This window comes from Desulfoferrobacter suflitae, assembly GCF_022603395.1.
Classification (GTDB): Bacteria; Desulfobacterota; Syntrophobacteria; order Syntrophobacterales; family Syntrophobacteraceae; genus Desulfoferrobacter; species Desulfoferrobacter suflitae.
Window position 1 is genome coordinate 20,786 of the sequence record NZ_JAIBKA010000014.1, and the last position, 20,288, is coordinate 41,073.

19 protein-coding genes are annotated in these 20,288 nt (G+C 54.6%); 10 read left to right on the forward strand and 9 right to left on the reverse strand.

What is annotated here, in order from left to right:
• The 5 genes from K1V27_RS19860 (at position 1) to K1V27_RS19880 (ending at position 2,777) form a co-directional block, all read left to right on the forward strand.
• Entirely contained in the window at positions 1-624 is a 624-nt protein-coding gene (locus K1V27_RS19860; RefSeq protein WP_258931802.1) for a 5' nucleotidase, NT5C type, read from the forward strand.
• A complete protein-coding gene (gene minC / locus K1V27_RS19865) occupies positions 625-1,296 on the forward strand; it encodes a septum site-determining protein MinC (RefSeq protein WP_258931803.1) in 672 nt (223 codons plus the stop codon).
• A 140-nt stretch (positions 1,297-1,436) separates the two neighbouring features.
• Positions 1,437-2,228, forward strand: a complete 792-nt coding sequence (minD, locus tag K1V27_RS19870) for a septum site-determining protein MinD (RefSeq protein ID WP_258931805.1) — start codon at positions 1,437-1,439, stop codon at positions 2,226-2,228.
• A gap of 16 nt (positions 2,229-2,244) precedes the next feature.
• On the forward strand, positions 2,245-2,514 hold the full coding sequence (gene minE, locus K1V27_RS19875; protein ID WP_258931806.1) for a cell division topological specificity factor MinE: 270 nt from the start codon (positions 2,245-2,247) through the stop codon (positions 2,512-2,514).
• Between the two features lie 23 nt (positions 2,515-2,537).
• A complete protein-coding gene (locus K1V27_RS19880; RefSeq protein ID WP_258931808.1) occupies positions 2,538-2,777 on the forward strand; it encodes a MoaD/ThiS family protein in 240 nt (79 codons plus the stop codon).
• A gap of 146 nt (positions 2,778-2,923) precedes the next feature.
• Here the strand turns inward: K1V27_RS19880 and K1V27_RS19885 are convergent, their stop codons facing one another.
• Both K1V27_RS19885 and K1V27_RS19890 read right to left on the reverse strand, forming a co-directional pair.
• Entirely contained in the window at positions 2,924-3,760 is an 837-nt protein-coding gene (locus K1V27_RS19885; RefSeq protein ID WP_258931809.1) for an ATP-grasp domain-containing protein, read from the reverse strand.
• A gap of 8 nt (positions 3,761-3,768) precedes the next feature.
• Positions 3,769-4,458: a hypothetical protein gene (locus K1V27_RS19890; RefSeq protein WP_258931812.1), complete on the reverse strand. Its 690-nt coding sequence runs from the start codon at positions 4,456-4,458 to the stop codon at positions 3,769-3,771.
• 790 nt (positions 4,459-5,248) lie between these two features.
• Here K1V27_RS19890 and K1V27_RS19895 point away from each other — a divergent pair.
• Complete coding sequence (locus K1V27_RS19895; protein ID WP_258931813.1) at positions 5,249-5,524, forward strand: hypothetical protein; 276 nt, start codon at positions 5,249-5,251, stop codon at positions 5,522-5,524.
• 230 nt (positions 5,525-5,754) lie between these two features.
• On the opposite strand, the gene K1V27_RS19900 is transcribed toward K1V27_RS19895, so the two are convergent.
• A complete protein-coding gene (locus K1V27_RS19900; protein ID WP_258931814.1) occupies positions 5,755-9,357 on the reverse strand; it encodes a bifunctional proline dehydrogenase/L-glutamate gamma-semialdehyde dehydrogenase in 3,603 nt (1,200 codons plus the stop codon).
• 209 nt (positions 9,358-9,566) lie between these two features.
• Here K1V27_RS19900 and K1V27_RS19905 point away from each other — a divergent pair, with 209 nt between their 5' ends.
• Positions 9,567-9,956, forward strand: a complete 390-nt coding sequence (locus K1V27_RS19905) for a hypothetical protein (protein WP_258931815.1) — start codon at positions 9,567-9,569, stop codon at positions 9,954-9,956.
• Between the two features lie 239 nt (positions 9,957-10,195).
• Here K1V27_RS19905 and K1V27_RS19910 read toward each other — a convergent pair whose 3' ends face one another.
• From K1V27_RS19910 to K1V27_RS19935, 6 genes are all read right to left on the reverse strand, one after another.
• Complete coding sequence (locus K1V27_RS19910) at positions 10,196-11,416, reverse strand: pyridoxal phosphate-dependent aminotransferase (RefSeq protein WP_258931816.1); 1,221 nt, start codon at positions 11,414-11,416, stop codon at positions 10,196-10,198.
• 16 nt (positions 11,417-11,432) lie between these two features.
• Complete coding sequence (locus tag K1V27_RS19915; protein ID WP_258931817.1) at positions 11,433-12,836, reverse strand: FAD-binding oxidoreductase; 1,404 nt, start codon at positions 12,834-12,836, stop codon at positions 11,433-11,435.
• A gap of 3 nt (positions 12,837-12,839) precedes the next feature.
• A complete protein-coding gene (locus K1V27_RS19920) occupies positions 12,840-13,514 on the reverse strand; it encodes an amino acid ABC transporter permease (protein WP_258931818.1) in 675 nt (224 codons plus the stop codon).
• 30 nt (positions 13,515-13,544) lie between these two features.
• Complete coding sequence (locus K1V27_RS19925) at positions 13,545-14,312, reverse strand: amino acid ABC transporter ATP-binding protein (protein WP_258931819.1); 768 nt, start codon at positions 14,310-14,312, stop codon at positions 13,545-13,547.
• A gap of 114 nt (positions 14,313-14,426) precedes the next feature.
• On the reverse strand, positions 14,427-15,095 hold the full coding sequence (locus tag K1V27_RS19930) for an amino acid ABC transporter permease (protein ID WP_258931820.1): 669 nt from the start codon (positions 15,093-15,095) through the stop codon (positions 14,427-14,429).
• 142 nt (positions 15,096-15,237) lie between these two features.
• Positions 15,238-15,996, reverse strand: a complete 759-nt coding sequence (locus tag K1V27_RS19935) for an ABC transporter substrate-binding protein (protein WP_435051686.1) — start codon at positions 15,994-15,996, stop codon at positions 15,238-15,240.
• Positions 15,997-16,429: 433 nt separating this feature from the next.
• Here K1V27_RS19935 and K1V27_RS19940 point away from each other — a divergent pair, with 433 nt between their 5' ends.
• From K1V27_RS19940 to K1V27_RS19950, 3 genes are all read left to right on the forward strand, one after another.
• Positions 16,430-17,443, forward strand: a complete 1,014-nt coding sequence (locus K1V27_RS19940) for a TAXI family TRAP transporter solute-binding subunit (RefSeq protein WP_258931822.1) — start codon at positions 16,430-16,432, stop codon at positions 17,441-17,443.
• Between the two features lie 279 nt (positions 17,444-17,722).
• Complete coding sequence (locus tag K1V27_RS19945) at positions 17,723-18,184, forward strand: universal stress protein (protein ID WP_258931823.1); 462 nt, start codon at positions 17,723-17,725, stop codon at positions 18,182-18,184.
• Between the two features lie 8 nt (positions 18,185-18,192).
• Positions 18,193-20,268 (forward strand): TRAP transporter permease, encoded by a 2,076-nt coding sequence (locus tag K1V27_RS19950; RefSeq protein ID WP_258931824.1) that lies wholly within the window; start codon positions 18,193-18,195, stop codon positions 20,266-20,268.
• Positions 20,269-20,288 lie beyond the last annotated feature (20 nt).

Below are 20,288 nucleotides of genomic sequence, written 5' to 3' on the forward strand. Positions count from 1 at the left end.
ATGCGTACAAGAGAGGCCATCGAGCCGAAAGAACTGGCTTTTGATATAGATGGAGTAGTTGCCGACACAATGGAGGTGTTTGTCAGGCTGGCTCATTCCAGGTATGGATTATCCCACCTCAGCAAAGAGCACATGACGTGCTATGATCTGTACCAGTGTCTGAATCTGGAACGAGAGATCATCGATGATCTCATCTGTCTCACTCTGGACGACGAGCACACCCTGCAAATTCCCCCCATGCCGCTGGCTCCCGACGTGCTCACTGAGCTGGCCGAACATGGTCCCCTGCGTTTTGTCACCGCGCGCATCTGGCCGGAATCGATCATCCGCTGGCTGCAGCAGACTTTGCCGCAGGTAGCGCCGGAAAACATTCAGGTGGTGGCGACCGGATCCCCGGAAGCCAAGTTGGGAATTCTCCAGGAACTCGGGGTTCGCTGCTTCGTTGAAGATCGACTTGAAACGTGTCATTTTCTGGTCCGGGCCGGCATTCAACCGCTCCTCTACGACCAACCCTGGAACCGCACCTCCAACCAGTATCCTCGATTCAGGACGTGGCTCCAGTTGAGGCAAACCATTTTCCCGGAGAATGGAACCAATCACAATACCGGCGCAGGAGGACCCTAATTGCCGCTGAGGAATGCTGACAGACCACTGCCGATTCAGATCAAAGCAACCCGGGACGGATTCACCCTGGTGCCCGATGCGACGACTCCTTTCCAGGAGATCATGCGTTACATGAAACACCGCCTGGATGAGTCGCATGATTTCTTTTATCATTCGGAGATGAGCCTGGATCTTAGCGCGCGACCACTACAAACGGACCAGATTCTCGAACTGCGCTGCCTGCTGGCAGAAAAAGCCGGTGTGAAGCTGGTCGAAGTGAAGATGCGAGAAGATCTCGTCTGCACCCTTGAGCCGGCGCGCACCCGCCCTAAAGCGGCTCCTCAATGCTCCAGCCCGCGCAACCGGGAGGTAACCCCCATGATTGTGCGGTCCACCTGCCGCTCCGGCACGCGCATCGAGTCGCCGGCGGATTGCGTGGTGCTGGGGGATGTGAATCCCGGTGCAGAAGTCATCGCGGTGGGCGACATCATCGTTTTCGGCAGCCTCAGAGGTGTTGCCCATGCGGGAGCAACAGGGGACTGCTCGGCACGCATCTGGGCACTCAGCATTGAACCCAGTCAGATTCGTATTGCTGATCTGGTGGCGCTTCCTCCCGCCGGCAACAAACCGACTCCAAAACGTTTTGAAATCGCCGAAATTCAGAACAACATGATCCAGGTCTTGACTTTGTGACGCTGGGGGTGGGGTGGCGGGGAGCAAAACCACAAACTGTAACCTTCCGACAATGCTTTGGATGCCCTGGTCGCGAACAGGGGAATGGCGCAAACGGCGGATGGGGCAATGGCATTGGCACCTACAGGGATGGATGACACATGGCTGGAAAAACGATTGTGGTAACATCAGGCAAGGGGGGCGTCGGGAAAACCACGACCGTGGCTAATATCGGCACCATGTTGGCCAAGAAGAAGTACTCTGTCTGCATGCTCGATGCCGACATCGGTCTGCGCAATCTGGATGTGGTGATGGGCCTCGAAAACCGCATTGTCTACAACCTGGTGGATGTCATCGAAGGACACTGCCGCACCGCACAGGCCATGATTCGCGACCGCAAACTGAGCAATTTGTGTATGATCCCGGCTGCCCAGACCCGGGAAAAGAACTCGGTTCAACCGGAACAAATGAAGACTCTGTGTGCGGAGCTCGCCGAGGAATTCGACTATATCATCATCGATTGCCCGGCAGGCATCGAGCAGGGTTTTAAGAATGCTGTGGCGGGAGCGCAAACGGCGATTGTCGTGACTACTCCCGAAGTTTCCGCCATACGCGACGCAGATCGAGTCATTGGGTTGCTCGAAGCGAGTCTCCTCAGAGACATTCACCTCATCATCAATCGCTTGAATCACCGCATGGTCAAGAAAGGCGACATGATGTCCACGGCGGACATCCTTTCTCTTCTGGCAGTGCCCCTGTTGGGGGTGGTGCCGGAAAGTGAGGAAGTCGTCATTTCCACCAACCGGGGAGTGCCCCTGGTGCATCAGCGCGGCAGCCGGGCTGGGCGCGCCTTCACCCAGATAGCAGCTCGTCTCAACGGTGAAGAAGTGCCATTTGAGGATGAGAGTGGGAACGGCTTTCTTGGCAAAATGAAGCGGTTCATCTGGAGCTGAACAGGAGGATTAGCAAATGCTGAAGGCAATCCGCAGATTTTTTGGAGAGAAACCGAGCAGTCAAGAGGCCCGAAGAAGAATGCAGGTAGTACTGATGCATGATCGCATGGATCTGGCACCGGATGTCATGGAATCCCTGAAGAACGACATTCTGGCGGTTCTTGCACGCTATATGGAAATTGACCAGCACAGTATTCGGGTCGATCTGGAACAGGGCAAGGATTACACCGCGCTGGTATCCAATGTACACGTCAAACGCGTTTACCGTCACGCCCATTCCAACTAGAGGCGACTACAAAGGGCTCTTGGATGGCATTACAGGTACTGCTGGCGGCGACCTTAAGAAAATACTTTCCCGACTATGATCATGCAAACGGCTTGACTGTGCCGATCCGTGCGGGGATGACGGTGCGCGATCTGGCCGAACAGCTGAAATTACCCGTGGCCGACATCAAGCTGATCATGATCGACGGCCGTGCGGCGAACTGGGAAACGGTGCTGTACGGGAACGAGCGCGTGGCACTGTTTCCTCCCGTGGGCGGCGGTTAGCCCGCGAGCGCAGAAAACCCGGGCAGGGGCGGGCGCTTGCTCGCAATCAGGCAGTGCGGCTTTTCCGACCGTTTTAGCGTACACAGGGATGGCACTAAAGGGGGTAGAAAGCCATCACACCGGACTATCACAGAAATCTGGCAGCATCATGGGCCAACACAGCCGACCCGCTTCAACCACGCCTGAGAAGCCTCCTCCAACAGGCGGTAGAAATTTTTCGATCCGCCCAGTCCCTTCCTGCCAAAATAATAATTGATCTCGAGGAACAGCGGATGGCCCGTCACGTGCCCCTCATTCACAGGAAACAGAAAATCGAGCCCCGCCAGATTGATTCCGCTCACACAACTGAGATGCCTCGCCCAGTGTCTGCCCACAGCCTGTAAATGCGGGTCGCTCACCATATCCAGGACCGCTCCTTTGCTCAGATTGTGGTAAAAGCTCTCCTCAGCCCCTTGGACACGCCAATAACTGTATATCGTGTCACCCATGATGACCACCCGCAGATCTCGACCGTTCGTTGGAATCCGCTCCTGCGCCAAAAAACCGGAGAATCCGTTTTTCTCCATCCCGGCAAACATTCGCAGGATGGGTGCGACGCTCTCCCGATTGTTCAGCAAAAATACGTGGGAGCCTTCACCCCCTTCGTTGTGTTTGACCACCAGAGGATAGGTCGCATTATCCCAAAATTGCGGCGGGCACGAGTCAACTGTTGGAAACAGCCAGGAACGCGGATGAGGCAGACGATAGTTTTGAAAAAGGCGAATGTCCCCTAACTTACCCTTATACAGGAACCGGCATCGGTAATCCGGAAAGATGCGGGAACAACATTGGCGGGCGGCGTTCCACAGGGTTTCGGTACAACCCTGAGGCAGCAATATGGCCGACGCCTGTCGCATCAAAGCAAGATCCTCTTCATTGGGATCTCTGCCGGCACAAATCCGATTGACATCCCCTGCGAGAACAGGGTGGTACGACACAATCATGGCCCGAATCAGTAGGGTGGCTCAGCCGGGCCGGTATAGCCGCACATTCCAAGGCGCGGTGAATTGACCAGGGGGATCGGCTCTCCATAGTCATGGTGCGGATGATCTTTGGCATGCTCATCGCACAGGCTGCCATCCTCATCATGTTCATAGACGCATTCCAGACACAGCCAGGCAGCAGATTTGCCGCACTGCATGCATTTGAATTCCAGCGGCCTGTTACGTGCCATGAGGAAAATGGGATGTTTGCTCAACGGTTTCCCGGATCGGACATCCGACACCTTCACCTGCGTTTCCGAAGAAGTCCCGAAATCGTATATGTGGGTGAGCACCATGCCCGGCTCGAACGTCTGCTCAGCCCGTCTGGACATGGCAATCTCGCTTCCGCCCCAACCGCCGGACCCCGTCTGGAACACACTCATGTGGCCACAGCATTCCAGCCAAATCTCCCGCAGGTAGTGGTCGAGTTCCTGCAGCCTCGCCTTGCCGTTCATTTCCAGGTGCAGCCAATAATCGCCGTTCCATAAATCCTGCACCTGCAGATGATAGATGGTCTGGGGCTGCCCCTTTTTCTGCCCCGCCTTGCCGATTGCTTCCTGCCGTTTCGGACATGTTTTCAGATGCCGCGTCAAGCCGCCCTTCGCCAGTTCACGCCGGCAAAAAAAACAGACGCCCTTGGATTGTTCCCTTGCTGCCATAATGTTTCACCTCATCGCGAATGTTTCCTTATTCCCTGAAATCCATTATCCCTTGCCAGAAAGAAAGTACATGGACGATCAGGATAGCAAATCTTTTCATTTCTTCAAGCACGAGAAACCACCAGGGGGCGGCCCAGCATCGGATCAACCAATACCCGTTTACCAACTGCTGGAATGACATCGGCTTGCCGGGCCTTGGGTGCAGAGCCTGCGCTCGCGTCTGCATTGACCAGGAAGAAGCCATCGGCATGAACCTCTCATGTATCAGAAACAGGAGTGTCTCAAAATACATCATGAGACACATACCCAAAGAACCATCCCGAAATTTTTCCTGCGCCGTCACTCCGGAAAGACACCGTCAAGGCGGCGGAGCTTCAGGAATTCTCGAGAATACCGCAGTGCAGGCCGACATATCTTGTTTAAACACGATCGATCTTGGGATAATCTCCAAGGGATGTGATCTCTGATGGTCTCTCACCACGGACCTGAGTGAAAGCAGACCGCTGGTGTCTCGATTGCTCCGCTGCCCCACCCTCCCCCAGTATGGCTCATACCTTTTCCGAGCCATACTGTTGATGAAAATGATTTTGGCTTCCAGGTAGGCTGGGTTGAAGTACCAAACCCGGCAAACGAGGCACTGGGGTTCGTCACACGAAACGCGTGACGCAGCTCAACCTACACCAGAAACATTATCTTGGAAGCTATAGAATCATGATATGCAAGATTGGCACAGTTGTTGTTAATGCATTCCCTACGAATGCGAATCACCTCAAACGAGTGGGAGGACAACATGGCGCAAAAACATCTGCATATTTGCAAGAATTGTGGCAAGCCGGCGGGCGAAGCGGGGCATCTCTGTGACCCGGCCGAACTGGAAGAGGCTTTTGTATGCGAACATTGTGGCCAAGCCTCAACAGACCCTAGACACATTTGTAAACCCAAACTGCAAAAAATCAATTTCGTTTGCATTGCCTGCGGCAGGGTGGCCCAACTGCCGAGTCAACTGTGCAACCCGCGCGACATCGAGTTGATGGCCAGGCAGGACCCGCCAACAAAGATCATCTAGCAGTTCAATGTCCGGCAAAAGCGGGCTGAACCGGATGAGGAGCAGGCAAAGACTCGTGGCCGCAGGCAGCGCCCGTTGCCGGATCCGGGCAACCGGGCGTTCCTCGGCACGGGGAGGCTGCGCCCACCACACTGCTGATCAGCGGGCGCACTCCCTTGATTCTGTCAAAATTGAAAGCCCCTGGTGAGTGCCGTCTTTCAGCCCGGTGAACGTCTTCGAGTCCATTCACCTCAGATCAATGCGCGTTCTCCCAGGTTGCCATAGCGATGATAATTGTCACAAATGCTCTGCTCCTGAAAATACTGCAGCAGTTCAATACGCCCCTCCATCATGACCCGGGTGCGGGAAATATAGAACCCGCTTTCCGCAGCCGCCTGATAGATCCTCTGAGGCACCCGATCCGGCGCTGCATATCGAATGCGTTGAATTTTAGGCAGCAATGCAACAAGCTCCTCATCACTCTGACCATCGAGCGGCGTATGATCGAGAAACTTTCTCCCCTCGCTGCCAACCAGGAATGCCCTTATGGAATTGTTTAAGCCCGGCGGGATGCTGATCGCCAGATCGCACCCTGCAATCCTGACCGCAGCAATCCTCGCCAGCACTTCGAATAATGAATCGTCCTCATGAACTCTCACCACCACTTTGCCGATGGGCAGGTAGCGCAGAATGTTGTCCTGGCCGCGCAAATGGAAGTAGTCCTTTTCCTGGGAAAATTCCTGTCCAAAGCAGTAAAGATAACTCTTCACCGCGCGGATGGTTTTCTGCAAGTCTTCGGCAAATTCCTTCAGCTGCCCCCAGTCGAGTTTCCGTTGCCAATCGCAGGCCACACGCAGCAGCGCGTGATCTTGCTTGATGGCTCCGACCACCGGGTAATCCTCCTCCTCAAAGTTCATGAATTGGGTCACATAATTGGGACCGCCCACTTTGATACCGGCTCCCAGGGCCGATTTTCCCATTCCGCCGAAGGGCTGGCGCAGTACAATGGCCCCCGTTGTGCCGCGGTTGATATAGAGATTCCCTGCTTTGATACCCGCCTTCCAACGCTCCTGCTCACGCGTATCGAGACTTTCCAGTCCCGACGTCAGACCGAAGCCCGTTTGGTTGACCAGTTCGATGGCGTGATCCAGATCCCTGGCTCGCATAACCCCCAGAACAGGCCCGAAAAATTCGGTCAGATGAGTGTAGGATCCGGGCTGCACTCCCCACTTGATGCCGGGCGTCCACAAATAAGGGTTGTCCTTGAGATTCTCGGGCTGCAAAACCCACGATTCCCCGGGCTCAAGCCTGGTCAAAGCCTTTTCCAGATCTCCCCTGGGAGGATTGATGAGGGGCCCCATCTTGTTGGCAAAATCCCAGGCCGATCCCACAGCATAACTTCTGGCTGCGTCCACTAGCTGTCGCTTAAAGTTTTCGTCCTCGTAGACTTCCTTCTCCAGTATCAGCAGGGATGTTGCCGAGCATTTTTGCCCGCAGTTTGAGAAGGCGGAATGAATGACGTTTTTAATCGCCTGATCCCGGTCGGACATGGCGGTCACAATGGTAGCATTTTTCCCGCCGGTTTCCGCTGCCAGAAAAGCATCCGGTCTATGTTTCAGAATCTCGAGTCCGGTATCCGTTCCGCCGGTCAGAATGATGAAGTCCACATCCGGATGATTGGTGAGCTTTGTTCCAATGTCGCCACCCGAACAGGGCAGGAACTGCAATACATTTCGCGACACCCCCGCTCTCCAGAAACACCGACATAGATACCAGGCAACCAGCACTGCGGCCGACGCGGGCTTGAAGATCACCGTGTTGCCGGCGGCCAAAGAGGCAAGGATGCCGCCGCAGGGAATGGCTATGGGAAAATTCCAGGGAGAGATGACCAGTCCCACTCCCCGGCCCCGGCATTGGATATGTTGCAAATCCGAGAAATATTTGGCCGAGAAAGGGTAGTACTCGGCAAAATCTATGGCCTCTGACACTTCACCGTCTGCTTCCGTGAATACCTTGCCGGTATTGGCAACGGCGGCACCGATGAGGTCTCCACGGGCATGCCGCAGCTCCATCGCCACCTGCGCGAGAATCTCGTGCCGCTCGGCCTGACTCCTATTCCTCCACCCGTCGGGATCGGCTTTGGCCGTTGCCACGGCCCGGCTGACGTCTTCCTCATCCGCCATGCAGTAACGGGCTACGCACACCTTGGAATCCAATTGTGACGAATCCAAGCATTCACGCTTTGTTCTGCCCTCGTGAACTTCTTTTCCCGCAACCACCACGGGAATTTCTTCAGGCTGGTCCGATGCGCTCCTCCGCCATTTTGCCCTGACCGCTTCGGCCCATTTTCTGTTGGGTGCCAGAGACCAGTCCGTGTCCGGCTCATTGCGAAATTCTCCCGTATAGAAGGTCCCCATGGTCTCGGAAAAAGTTTCGTTCGATCTGTTTTGTATCCGGTGGGGAGCTTTGGACGCCCTGTCCTTGTGCTTGCACGAAGCAATGAATTGCTCCTTGAGAAAGCTCCATGCCCTGGAATCCGTTTTCAGCTTAGGCAGATAACGCATGAAGTTTTCCTCCGCAGTATTTTCATCCAGGCGCCGGATGAGATAGCCGATGGCATTGATGAAATTCTCCTTGGTAGCCACCGGCGCGTACAGAACAACCTGTTCACCCAGTTCCTGTATGGCACGACGCACGTGATCGGCCATGCCCTCAAGCATTTCAAAGGAGAAATAGTCGGTCACCCGGTTTTCCCTGGCCACCTGATAAGCGTAGGCCAGTTCGAAAAGGTTGTGCGAGCCTATACCGAGATGGGCCGCCTGGATGCGCTCCGGCACCATCGCAAAATCCACCATGCGCTTGAAATTGGCGTCCACATCCAATTTGTTGTCGTAAGGAGCCAGGGGCCAGCCGTGCAGTGCCGCCTCCACCTGCTCCATTTCCATATTGGCGCCCTTGACGATGCGGATCTTGATGGGGCTTCCGCCCTCGGCCACTCTTTTCTGAGCCCAGGCGGTGAGGTCCCGCTGCACATCGTAGGAATCCGGCAAATAGGCCTGCAGCACTATGCCGGCGGAATGATTCTTGAACTCCTCCTGGTCCAGCGTCTGCCTGAAAACACTGACAGTGATTTCCAAATCGCGATATTCTTCCATATCCAGGTTGACGAACTTGGGAACCACTCTCCCATCGATTCGGCTGAAAGAATGGTCCCTGGCAGCCCTGAAAAGCCTCGAGAGGCGGTCTTTGAGAATGCCGGTAGTATGCTCGAAGGCGAGCGATTGGATCTGAGAGTAGATGGTTGAGATCTTTATGGAAATGTATTCGATCTCGGGGTCCCTCAGATCCTCGAGATATTTATTCAGGCGGGCGAGGCATTCTTCTTCCCCCAGCACCGCCTCGCCGAGGTTGTTGATGTTCATTGTAACGCCTTCGATTCTCCTCTTGCCCAGGTGCGCGTACAGCACATCCTTTTCACCGGGAATAACCGAGCGACTGCTGTCTTCACGCATCTTATCGATCACTTTGGGTACCGAAACATGCGGAAAATATCTGCCCACTCCAAGGAATAAACGCATGAGCAGCCGGTCCCCCGAAGAAAAAAAATCCGGAACTCCATGTTTAGTCAGCAGGTAATTGATTTGATCGGCAATACGGCGAGAATCATGGGAACGAAAGCTCTGGTCGATCATTCTCACCATGATCACCTTGTCGATGGGATTGGTGAGCAGGCGCAACATCTGATCCTGAATGTCTTTTTCCTCGGCGGTGAGCAGTTGATTTGCCCGATTCTGCCAGGTCTCGGCCAGGCTGATAGCCGCTCTTATGGTTTCTTCAGCTGGTTGTCTATTCATCTTTGGACTCCATTCATTAGTGATCCGCTCCTAGTGCTGACCGGCTGCCAATCGGTCCAGTCAATATCCTGCATACTAATCAACAGGCGCAATGGCAAGCAATTCAATTTTTTTGGCAAAAAGGAACCATTGTGTGGTAATTTCAAAGCCGCTGACCTAGTGAATTATGGTGTTTGCTGCAACCCATCAGTTTCAAAGGAGACAGATCGATGACCAGAAGCTTACTCTGCCTGATGGCGGCATTGGTTTTATTGTTGGTCGGGTGTACCAGTACCAAGCAATCCGTGCCCAGGGTCGGCATCAACGCGCCCAGCAGTGAGCAAGCCGTGATCTCCGTGGAAAGAAAGTATTCGCGTCGAGGCGGCATGCGACAGATCACCGTTTTGGACAATGGCAAGGAAGTCGGCAAGCTCGGCAATTGTGGCAGACTGACTTGGGCGCGTCCTGCCGGAGATATGACATTGTCGCTGCAGCCGTCCTTCTGGATGGTCAAGGACAGCGTCACCCCGCTGGAAACCTCCGTTACCCCTGGAGAGACGCACCGTTACTCTGTTGTTTGGGATAACCAGCAAAACAGCTTCGTGGTTGTCGCGGAATAAGGGAAAACTCCAAGGAATCAAAGAAGTATATTCTGAGGGGTCTCTCTCCTCAATTCACAACAGCTCGTTTTTAAATTATTTTTGACTGCCTTTGCGGTGAGCGGTGACACGCAGGGCCTGCGGGTGAGCTGCACCGGCGGGGGCGGCCTCGAGGGCGGGACAGCACCTCTTCCGCTGGGCACAGTCCTCCCTTCCATAGCATTCATGAAGAAATAGCACGTCACTTGCTCACAGCTGCACTAAGGGAACGGATCGGAGGAGAGCCAGCGTTCAATGCGATCGAAGGCTTCGTGGATTTCCTCTTCGCTGCCCCCGAACGAAAGCCTGATGTGACTCTCGCCGTCAGGTCCAAAGGCAGCACCGGGAATGGTGGTAACACGGGCTTCCCGCAACAGGCGCAGGGCGAACTCCATCGAGTCCACCCCTGGCGCCTGGTAGCGGGCCATCAGGTAGTAGGCGCCCCGGGGCTTGACGTACGAGAACATCTGCTGCATCCGGTCAAGCCGCCTGCAGGTGAGATCGCGCCGCGCTCTCAACGCCGAACGGATTTCATCGACACAGCCTTGCGGGCCCTGCAGAGCCGCGAGGGCCGCATGCTGCGACAGCGTCGGGGCGCAAATGGCGGCGGCGTCATGAATTTTCATGATGTGGTCCAGAAGCACTTCAGAGGCGTATACAAAGCCGACCCGCCAACCCGTCATGGCGTATTTCTTGGAAAAGCTGAAGGTTGCGATCATGCGATCCTGGAGCTCGGGCAATGCGGTCAAACTGAAATGCGGCTGGTCGTCGTAGACCAGAAAATCGTAAGTCTCATCAGAAATGATGAAGAGGTCGTGTGCGATGGCTAGTTCGGCGAGTTCGCGCAGTGCTGATGCGCTGAAGTTGGCGCCCGTCGGGTTGTGTGGATTGCACAGGATAAGCGCTTTGCTTCGGGGCGTGATCGCCGTGCGGACGGCCTCCAGATCCAATTGCCAGTCACCGGGCTGCAGCGGCACAAAGATCGGCACACCTTCAGCCAGAAGGACCTGCTCGATGTGAGATGCGTAATTGGGCGACGGCAAAATCACTTCATCGCCTCGTTCGACAACGGTGAGGATGCTCGCCAGCAGAGCTTCCATGGCACCCACGGTAATGCAGATTTGCGTGTCTCCATCGACCGCTCTTCCGATCTGGCCGCTCAGACGTTCGGCAACGGCCCGGCGCAGTTGCGGCATACCCGGTCCCAAGCTGTACTTGCCGCAATCGGGATCGTTGCGCATCACTCGACACACCGCCTCCACAATGTGATTCGGGGTCGGAAAGGAGGGAATGCCCTGCCCGAGGGAAACACAATCGCCGACCTGGCTGGCGAGGATGGGCATTTCCTTGATGGCTGAAATGCTGATTTGCTTTACTCGCTGGCTGATTCCGCGGGTTTGGTAGATCTTACCCGAAGCCACCAGGGCAGAACGCACCGACATGGAAATAGTCCCCGATCTATTGAAAGATTTTCCCAGGATTGAGAATCTGATTCGTGTCAAAAACCTGCTTGATGCTCCGCTGCAAGCAAACGTTGGCAGGTGCTAATTCAAGATGCAGAAAGCGACGCTTGGCAAGGCCGATGCCATGTTCTCCCGAAATCGTCCCGCCCATCGACACAACTTTTTGCAATATGGCGTAAATGCCCTCTTCTACCTGCGACATCGATGCCCGGCTCTGAGCCGTAATGTTGAGATGGATGTTGCCGTCTCCCGCATGACCGAAGGCGTAGATCTTCACCTGATAGCGCTCTGCAAAATCGGGCAGATTGTCGACAAAGTCCGCAATCCCGGCAATCGGTACGACAACGTCCTCGGGAATGTACACAGGGGAGCTGTTCTCTATGGTAACGGAAACCTGCTTGCGAACTTCCCACATCTGTGCCCGCTTGTACGAATCGGGCGCCCAAATGACATCGATGGCGCCGTTGTCCAGGCAGTAGGCGCCCATTTTTTCCACTTCCGCATCCACTACCGTCGCTGCTCCATCGGCCTGCACCAATAGAAAGGCCCCCGCCGAACGCGCGCTTTCAAAGGGCAGGGAATCGCCGACCAGATCAAGGCAGTTGCGGTCCAAAAATTCCAGTGCACACGGTATGCATCCGTTGGCAAGAATAGCAGAAACACTGGACATGGCTGAAGTGAGATCGCGGAACAAAGCCACCACCGTGCTGACAGCCGGCGGATGGGGGAGTAATTTCAAGATCAGCTTGGTGATGACCGCCAGAGTTCCCTCCGAGCCCACCAGCAGATGGGTGAGATCGTACCCGACCACCCCTTTGCGGGTCTGGACCCCGGTTCTGATCAGCTCGCCATTGGGCAGCACCGCCTCCAGTCCAAGCACGTAATCGCGCGTGGTTCCATATTTGACACAACTGGAGCCCCCCGCATTCGTTGCGGCATTTCCCCCGATGGAACAGGTGTCCATACTGGCCGGGTCCGGCGGATAAAACAATCCCTGCCTGCGCGCGGCCCTTTTGAGGTCGGCATTGATGACACCGGGTTCCACCACTGCAATGAGATTATTCTTATCAATCTCGATGATGCGGTTCATTTTGGCCATGGACAGCACCACGCCCGCAAAAACCGGGACCGCTCCTCCGGCCAAGCCGGTCCCCAAACCCCTCGGAGTGACCGGGAAATGATGCACATTGGCCAGTTGCAGCAGGGCCCTTACCTGTTCCACGGTAGTCGGTTCAACAACGAGCTCAGGAAATTTTTCTATCCCCGCCATGGCATCTCTGGAAAAATCCTCCAGCTTGGTCGGATCCTGGATGACGCACGCATCGCCCACCGCTTGACGAATGGCAGCAATGACCGGCGGGGAAAGAGGCGCATAGGGAGAAGATTCGGATTCAGTCAAGGATCATGTCCTATGGAATTCAAATCCCGGAAGGCTGAGGCGATTTTCCATGTGTCGCAGCAGCAGCCCCGCCAAGGATACCAGCACCAGATAGAAAGCTCCGACAATGAGAAAGATCTCGGTATATTTGAAGGAGTGAGACGCCAGGATTTTTCCCTTACCCGTCAGTTCGATGCACGTTACCATGTATGCCAGCGATGAATATTTTATGAGGTAAATCAGCTCATTTCCGCAGCCTGGCAGAGCCCGTCGAAGGGCCTGTGGCAGAACAATGGAACGTAACATTTCCAACCTGCCAAATCCCAGAGCCTCTGCGGCCAACATCTGGCCTTTCTTTATGGACAGCAGAGCACCGCGGATGTACTCCGAGTGATAGGCGCCGCTGCACAGGGAAAAGGCCACCACGGAGGCCAGAAAGGGTGAGAAGTAAATTCCGAAGTAGGGCAGCCCAAAATACCAGATAAACAATTGCACAACGAGGGGGATACCGCGAAACAGTGCAACATAGATATTGGCCGCCATCATCACGGGGCGGCCGGCAAATACCCGTGCAGCCCCCATCAAAATACCAATGACAAGCCCCAGCGAGGCCGACGGGATGATCAGCAACACGCTGATCCACAATCCCTGAAACAGGCTTGGCAATACCTCATGCTGAATGTAGACAAGCTCTTCCATAGGCGCGATGGTTCGTCCCCGCCGGTACTCTCAGCTGTCGGCCGACAGGTGCGTTATCTTGGCACAAAATTCTTTGGTCCGAGTGCACTGAGCATTCAAAAGGATTTGAGTCGGCGGTCCCTGTTCAACGATGCAGCCATCCTCCATGAATATGATCTCATCGGCCAGGACGCTGGCAAAGCCGATCTGATGGGTGGCCATGAGCATCGTCATGCCATTGGCCACCAGATCCTTGATCACCGCGTGCACTTCTCCGATCAATTCCGGATCGAGAGCCGAGGTCGGTTCATCCAACAGCATCACCTTGGGATCCATCGCCAGAGCACGGGCGATGGAGACTCTCTGCTTCTGGCCTCCGGACAATTGGGCAGGGTAATGCCCAGCATGCTCTGCCAGACCCACCCGGCGCAATTCCGCCGCCGCCCTTTCGTGTGCGCTCACCTTGTCCATCTTTTTGACGCGCACCAAGCCGATCTGAACATTTTCCAGTGCGGTGAGATGGTCGAACAGGTTGAAATCCTGAAAGATCATGCCCACCTGCTGGCGGTAGGCATACAGTTCCCGTTTCTTGGCATAGTTGATCTTCCGCCCCTCCAACCAGACTTCCCCCTCATCAGGCACAACGAGAAAGTTGATGCATTGCAGCAGCGTACTCTTACCTCCTCCAGACGGTCCGATGATGACCTTGACTTCCCCCTTTTTGACGGAAAGGGACAATCCCTTCAAAATTTCCTTGTCACCGAATGACTTTCGGACGTTTTCCACTTTCAGTACGGGATTGTTGTCAGTTCTTGCCATAAATAATTCCACTGCCGGTCGCAACCGGCTTTCCATAAACTACAAAGATTGCGCTTGACGTCCGTTGACGTTGATTGGGTTGAAGATCCCATGCATTTTCAGCAGCCTTCAACTTTAATAGGAATACCCCGGTATTCTGACATTTTTCTCGAGTATTCGAAGCCCTTTGACACCGATGTAAGTCATTAAGAGATACATCATCCCGGCTGCGATATACAGGGGAAGGTGCTGGTAGGTTCGGGAGGCCACAAAATGAGTGCGCGCCATGATCTCCGCTACTCCGAGGGCATACGTGACTGCTGAATCCTTCAACACAATGGAGTACTCATTGGACCATCCCGGAACGGACAGGCGCAGAGCCTGGGGCAAAATAATGAATAAGATGGCCTTGACATCGCTCATACCGAGTGCTCGTGCAGCCTTCAGCTGCCCTTCCGGCAACGACAGCATCGCTCCTCGAAAAATTTGTGATTGATAGGCTGCACTGATCAACCCCAATACGATGGTTCCTGCCGAAAAGGCAGAAAAATTGATGCCCATCCAAGAAAAAAGACCAAAGTAGAACAGGAAAAGCAACACCAGAAGGGGAACACCGCGAAAGAACCAGACATAGAAGCCAATGATCTTACGCAGCCAGCCCGGACCGTATACCAGCCCCACCGCCAGCGGCACGCCCAGGCTAAGGCCCAGCCCCATGGCACCGAACACCACTCCAATGGTCACCAACGAACCCTTGAGCATATAAGGCAGGGCATTGATTACCGCAACGAAACCTTCAGTCATTATTGGTTTAACTTTTCATTACAGCTTCTGCAAACAGCTGCGTTTGGCTGGAAACAACCGGTGAGTTGCGCGTCACAACAAAAAACCGGAAGCAATCAGTGAAAACCGATGCTTCCGGAAATAAAATACAAGCCGACATCAACTATTGCTTCAGATCGTATTGTTTCTGCAGTTCCTCCCATTCGGGAGAAGCCATAAGCTTTTTGAGGCCTTCATTCAACGTGTTCAGCAGGTCGGCATCATCCTGGCGCACGGCATAAGCAAATTCCTCGTCATGCATGCCAAAGCCGCCGATGATTTTTACCGGTTTCTTGCTCACTGCATCATTCGCTGGAGCATCGTCCATAGCGGCAGCGACAATTCGGCCGTTCAGCACATCTTCCACGGAAAGCGGAGCGGAATCATAGTATACCAGTTCAAAATCCTTGCCTTCCTTCTTGATCAGGTTTTCTTCCATCCATTTGGCTTCGGACGTACCACGCTGCACGCCTATTTTGTTGCCATTGGCGAGGGCGGTCTCAGGGGTCAGGTCGGAATCGTTCTTGACCACTAAAACCTGTTTGATCACCCAATAGGGAATGGTGTAGGCCACCTGTTTTTTGCGCTCGTCGGTGACGCTCAGCCCGGAAGCGATCATGTCTATCTTCTTGGCGTTGAGGCTTGGGATGATTCCGTCCCAATCCATCGGTTGATGTTTCACTTTGAAGCCCATTTCCTTGGCTATCCAGTCCACAGACTTGACGTCAAATCCGTCCGGGTTGCCATTCTTATCGACATAAGCAAAAGGTGGAAAATTGGCGTCAATCCCATTGATGATCACCTTTTCCTCAGCAGAGCCGAGGTTGACGTTGACCCAAAAAAGGCACGATACGACCAGGACGATACCCACCAAAATCCTCATGCGCATTTTCTTCTCCTTTTCTGACAAACCCCTAAGCCAAAATTTCAAGCATTTGCCTCTTACACATTCATACGGCGCCAGGACCGAATTCAACCCCCATGACTTCCCCACAGGGCACTCACGGCACAACTCATATCAGATGGACTTTAGTGGATCAAGCGAAATCAGATCTTCCCCATCGAAAGGTAAAAGTGTGAACCGAAACTATCTCAACCCAAAACATATGGGTTGCGTCCTTTGCCAAAATTTGCTAGAAAAATATAAGCGCCCCATTAATTTTGGCATAATGCTTATCTCCCGTACGGTTTTCTGACAACTCTGACAATGACCCTGACACCACGACCTGAAGAAAGGAGGGAACAGGAAAGGAACCGTTTGCGGCCAACCGACCATCAACAATAACTAAGAACCTGAACAGAAAGGGAGGTTGAAGATGAAGCGAGGTTTTATTTTGAGCATGGTTTTTGTGGCTGGATTTGTCTTGGCCTCAGGAGTCGGCACGACTCCTGCGAAGGCTGAAACCAAATTCGTCACCATCGGAACAGGCGGCATCACCGGCGTTTACTACCCGACCGGCGGCGCCATTGCCAGAATCGTCAACAACAAGAGGGACGTTTATGGTATTCGCGCCACCGTCGAAGCGACCGGAGGATCGGTCTTCAACGTCAATGCGGTCATGTCCGGTGATCTGGATTTTGGAGTCGTCCAGTCCGATCGTCAGTATGAGGCGGTCAACGGGCTGGCTGAATGGAAAGAGCTGGGACCCCAGAAGGATCTGCGTGCCGTGTTTGCCATCCATCCCGAATCCATCACCCTGGTGGCTGCCGACGACGCCGACATCAATACCCTGCAGGATCTCAAAGGTAAACAGGTGAACATCGGCAATCCCGGTTCCGGCCAGCGTCAGAACTCCATCGATGCCCTCGCTAATGCCGGAATTGACTTTGAAAAAGACCTTACGGCTCACGGCGTAAAGGCGGCTGAGGCCCCCGGTCTGTTGCAGGACGGCCGCATCGACGCTTTCTTCTATACCGTAGGGCACCCCAGCGGCGCCATCCAGGAAGCCACCGCCGGGCGCAGAAAGGTCCATTTTGTGCCGATAACCGGTGTCGAAAAGCTCCTGGAAGAACATCCCTACTATGCCAAAGCCACTATTCCCGTTAAGCTCTACCCCAGCGCCACCAATACGGAGGATGTCGAGACATTCGGCGTGAAGGCCACCTTTGTCACCTCCGCCAAGGTGCCCGACGAAGTAGTCTATGCCGTCACCAAGGAGGTTTTCGAGAACTTTGACGAATTCAAGGAACTGCATCCCGCTTATGCGGTCCTGACCAAAGAGAACATGCTCGAAGGCCTGTCGGCCCCAATTCATCCAGGCGCTTTCAAATACTACCAGGAAGCGGGACTGGACAAGCATATTGCTGACGAGCTCAAACCAAAACAGTAGAGTGGCCGGAAGTCTGTCCGAGAATCGGGTGCTTCCGTGGCAACCCTTGCGGGTTGCCAAAATGCCCGTTATCGGTCGGCTTCCTGCTCAGCTACACTGCCCTCGTCACACACGCGCCGGTCAGCTGCCGGCGGTCTCAGGATGACAGCCCAGTCGATGGGTGCCCGGGAAGCTGGAACTTTCCCGACGGAAAATGGATCGGGACAGCCTTCTGGGTGTGCACCGGGGCGTGTTTGAGAACCGTCATTTTGCCGCAAACTCATGAAGGATCCCCTCGCCATGCCTGAAGTGAACAAGATTCTGGTGGCCATCTGTTTCTCCGACTATTGCCCCGTCACTTTCCGTTATGCCACAAGGCTCGCCACACAACTCCACGCTCAGCTGGTGGCAGTCAATGTCATCAACATCAAAGACGTCCGGGCGGTCGGCAAAATCGAAGCCATGGGGTATGCCGTCCATACAAAAGATTACGTCCAGGGCATGATCGATGAACGAACCGAGATGTTCCGGCAAATGATAGCCGATTCGGATTTTCCTGAAGAGAACGTCAAGGTCATTTTTAGAGTCGGGCACCCGTTCGAGGAGCTCATCAAAGTGGTCAACGAAGAAGAGGTCGATCTTGTGGTGATGGGTCACAAGGGCAGGAGTGACCATCCCCATCTACTGGTGGGCGGAGTCGCTGAAAAGATGATGCGTCACTGCCCGGTGAGTGTCGCTTTTTACCGTAAAAAAGAGTCTTAGGATAAAAGATGCTGAAGAAACTAGGCTTGCAGAGAAAGCTAAAATCTGCCGAGGAACTGCTCAAGGAGGAAACCGGTGATGTTCGCACTCTCCGACCGCATGAAAGACTTCTGGTTTCGGTCATCGCCATTGGCTGGGCTCTTTTTCAACTGGCCCTGCCAAGTGTTCTGGTCCTCGACAGTACGCAAACGCGGGCGATTCATCTTGCCTTTGCTATGGCCCTTCTGTATCTGCTGATGCCGTGTCAGAAGGAGCGCAGGAAGGGGCTGGGCTATCTTTGCATCACCGACCGCATTCCGTTCATGGACTATGCCTGCGCAATCCTGGGCACCTTCACGGCGCTCTACCTCGCCCTGTTCTATGCCGAGATCGCCATGCGAGCCGGAGCTCCGACTACTTTGGACCTGGTGTGTGGAGGCATTCTAGTCGTTCTCCTGTTGGAAGCCACCCGCAGGATCATCGGCCCCGCCCTGTCGATAATCGCACTGCTGTTCACCGCCTACGCCTTTCTGGGTCCCCATATGCCTTCGCTGATAGCCTTCAAGGGCGTTTCCCTGAGCAAGTATATCAGCAACATCGCCCTTTCTACCGAAGGGATTTATGGAATACCGCTGGGGGTCTCCGCCTCCATCGTTTACCTGTTCGTACTGCTGGGGGCGCTGTTGGATCGCGCCGGTGCGGGAAGGTTCTTAACCAACCTGGCTTTTGCCGTTCTGGGACGCTTCAAGGGGGGCGCAGCGAAAGCCGCCATCGTTGCCAGCGGCGGCACCGGACTGGTGTCCGGCTCGAGCATCGCCAATATCGTGACCACCGGCCCATTCACCATTCCACTGATGAAGAAGATGGGCTATCCGGCCAAAAAAGCCGCCGCCATCGAAGTGGCCGCCAGCACCGACGGTCAGTTAATGCCGCCGATCATGGGCGCCGCCGCCTTTATTATCGCCGAGTATGTCAATGTGCCTTACGTCGAGGTGATCAAAGCCGCTGCCATCCCGGCTTTTGCGTCCTACTTCGGACTGTTTTGCATAGCGCACCTGGAAGCATCCAAGCACGGCATCGAGGGGCTTTCCTCCGAGGACCTGCCGAACTTTTGGGAAACTCTCAAAACCGGAGTGCATTATCTGATCCCCCTGGCGATGCTCATGTGGGAGCTGATCTATTTGAGGCACTCACCGGAGTTGGCCGCGTTTCGCGCCATCATGGTCCTGTTTGGAGTGATCTTCTATCAGGAGGTGCGCAATGCAATGCAACGAAAAACCGGGCTGTTTTCCGGCATTGGAGAGGCATTTCGCATTATTGCCAACGGCTTCGTGCAGGGCTCCAAAAACATGATGTCTGTGGCCCTGGCGTGCGCTTCGGCGGGAATCATCGTCGGCGTGGTGAATATGGGAATCGGCGGAATGATCGCCTATGTAGTGGAGATTCTCGCCCGCGGCAACATCTTTCTGCTGCTGCTCATAACCGCCATGGCCTGCCTGATCATCGGCATGGGGCTTCCGACCACTGCCACCTACATTGTCATGGCGTCTTTGACCGCCCCCATCATTGTGGAAGTGGGAGGCCTATTCGGTTACCTGGTGCCCCTCATGGCGGCTCATCTGTTTTGCTTCTATTTCGGCATCCTGGCCGATGATACCCCGCCGGTAGGGCTGGCGGCCTACGCCGCATCGGCCATTGCCGAGTCGGAGCCGATTCCCACCGGGATTCAAGGCTTTTTGTATGACATAAGAACGTCCTGCATCGCCTTCATGTTCGTATTCAATCCAGAGTTGATTCTGCACGGCATCAACAGCTGGTCTCACGCCCTGCTGATCTTCGGCATGGCTCTGATCGGCATGTCCGCCTTCGAGTGCTTCGCCCAGGGGTGGTGCCTGGTGAAGAATAAACTTTATGAAATCCCGTTTTTTCTGGCAGCATGGTTCACCCTGTTCCACCCGGGCGGAGTCGCATGGCTTTTCCATATCGACCCCGCCAACAAGTATTACATGTATCCCGTCGGCATTGGCGTCTACGCCGTTGCCATCAGCATTCAAAAGATGCGAAAAATGGCTGCGCAGCGAGCAATGGAAGGCGCGGCAGGGTGACAGGATGTGCGGCAGTGAGC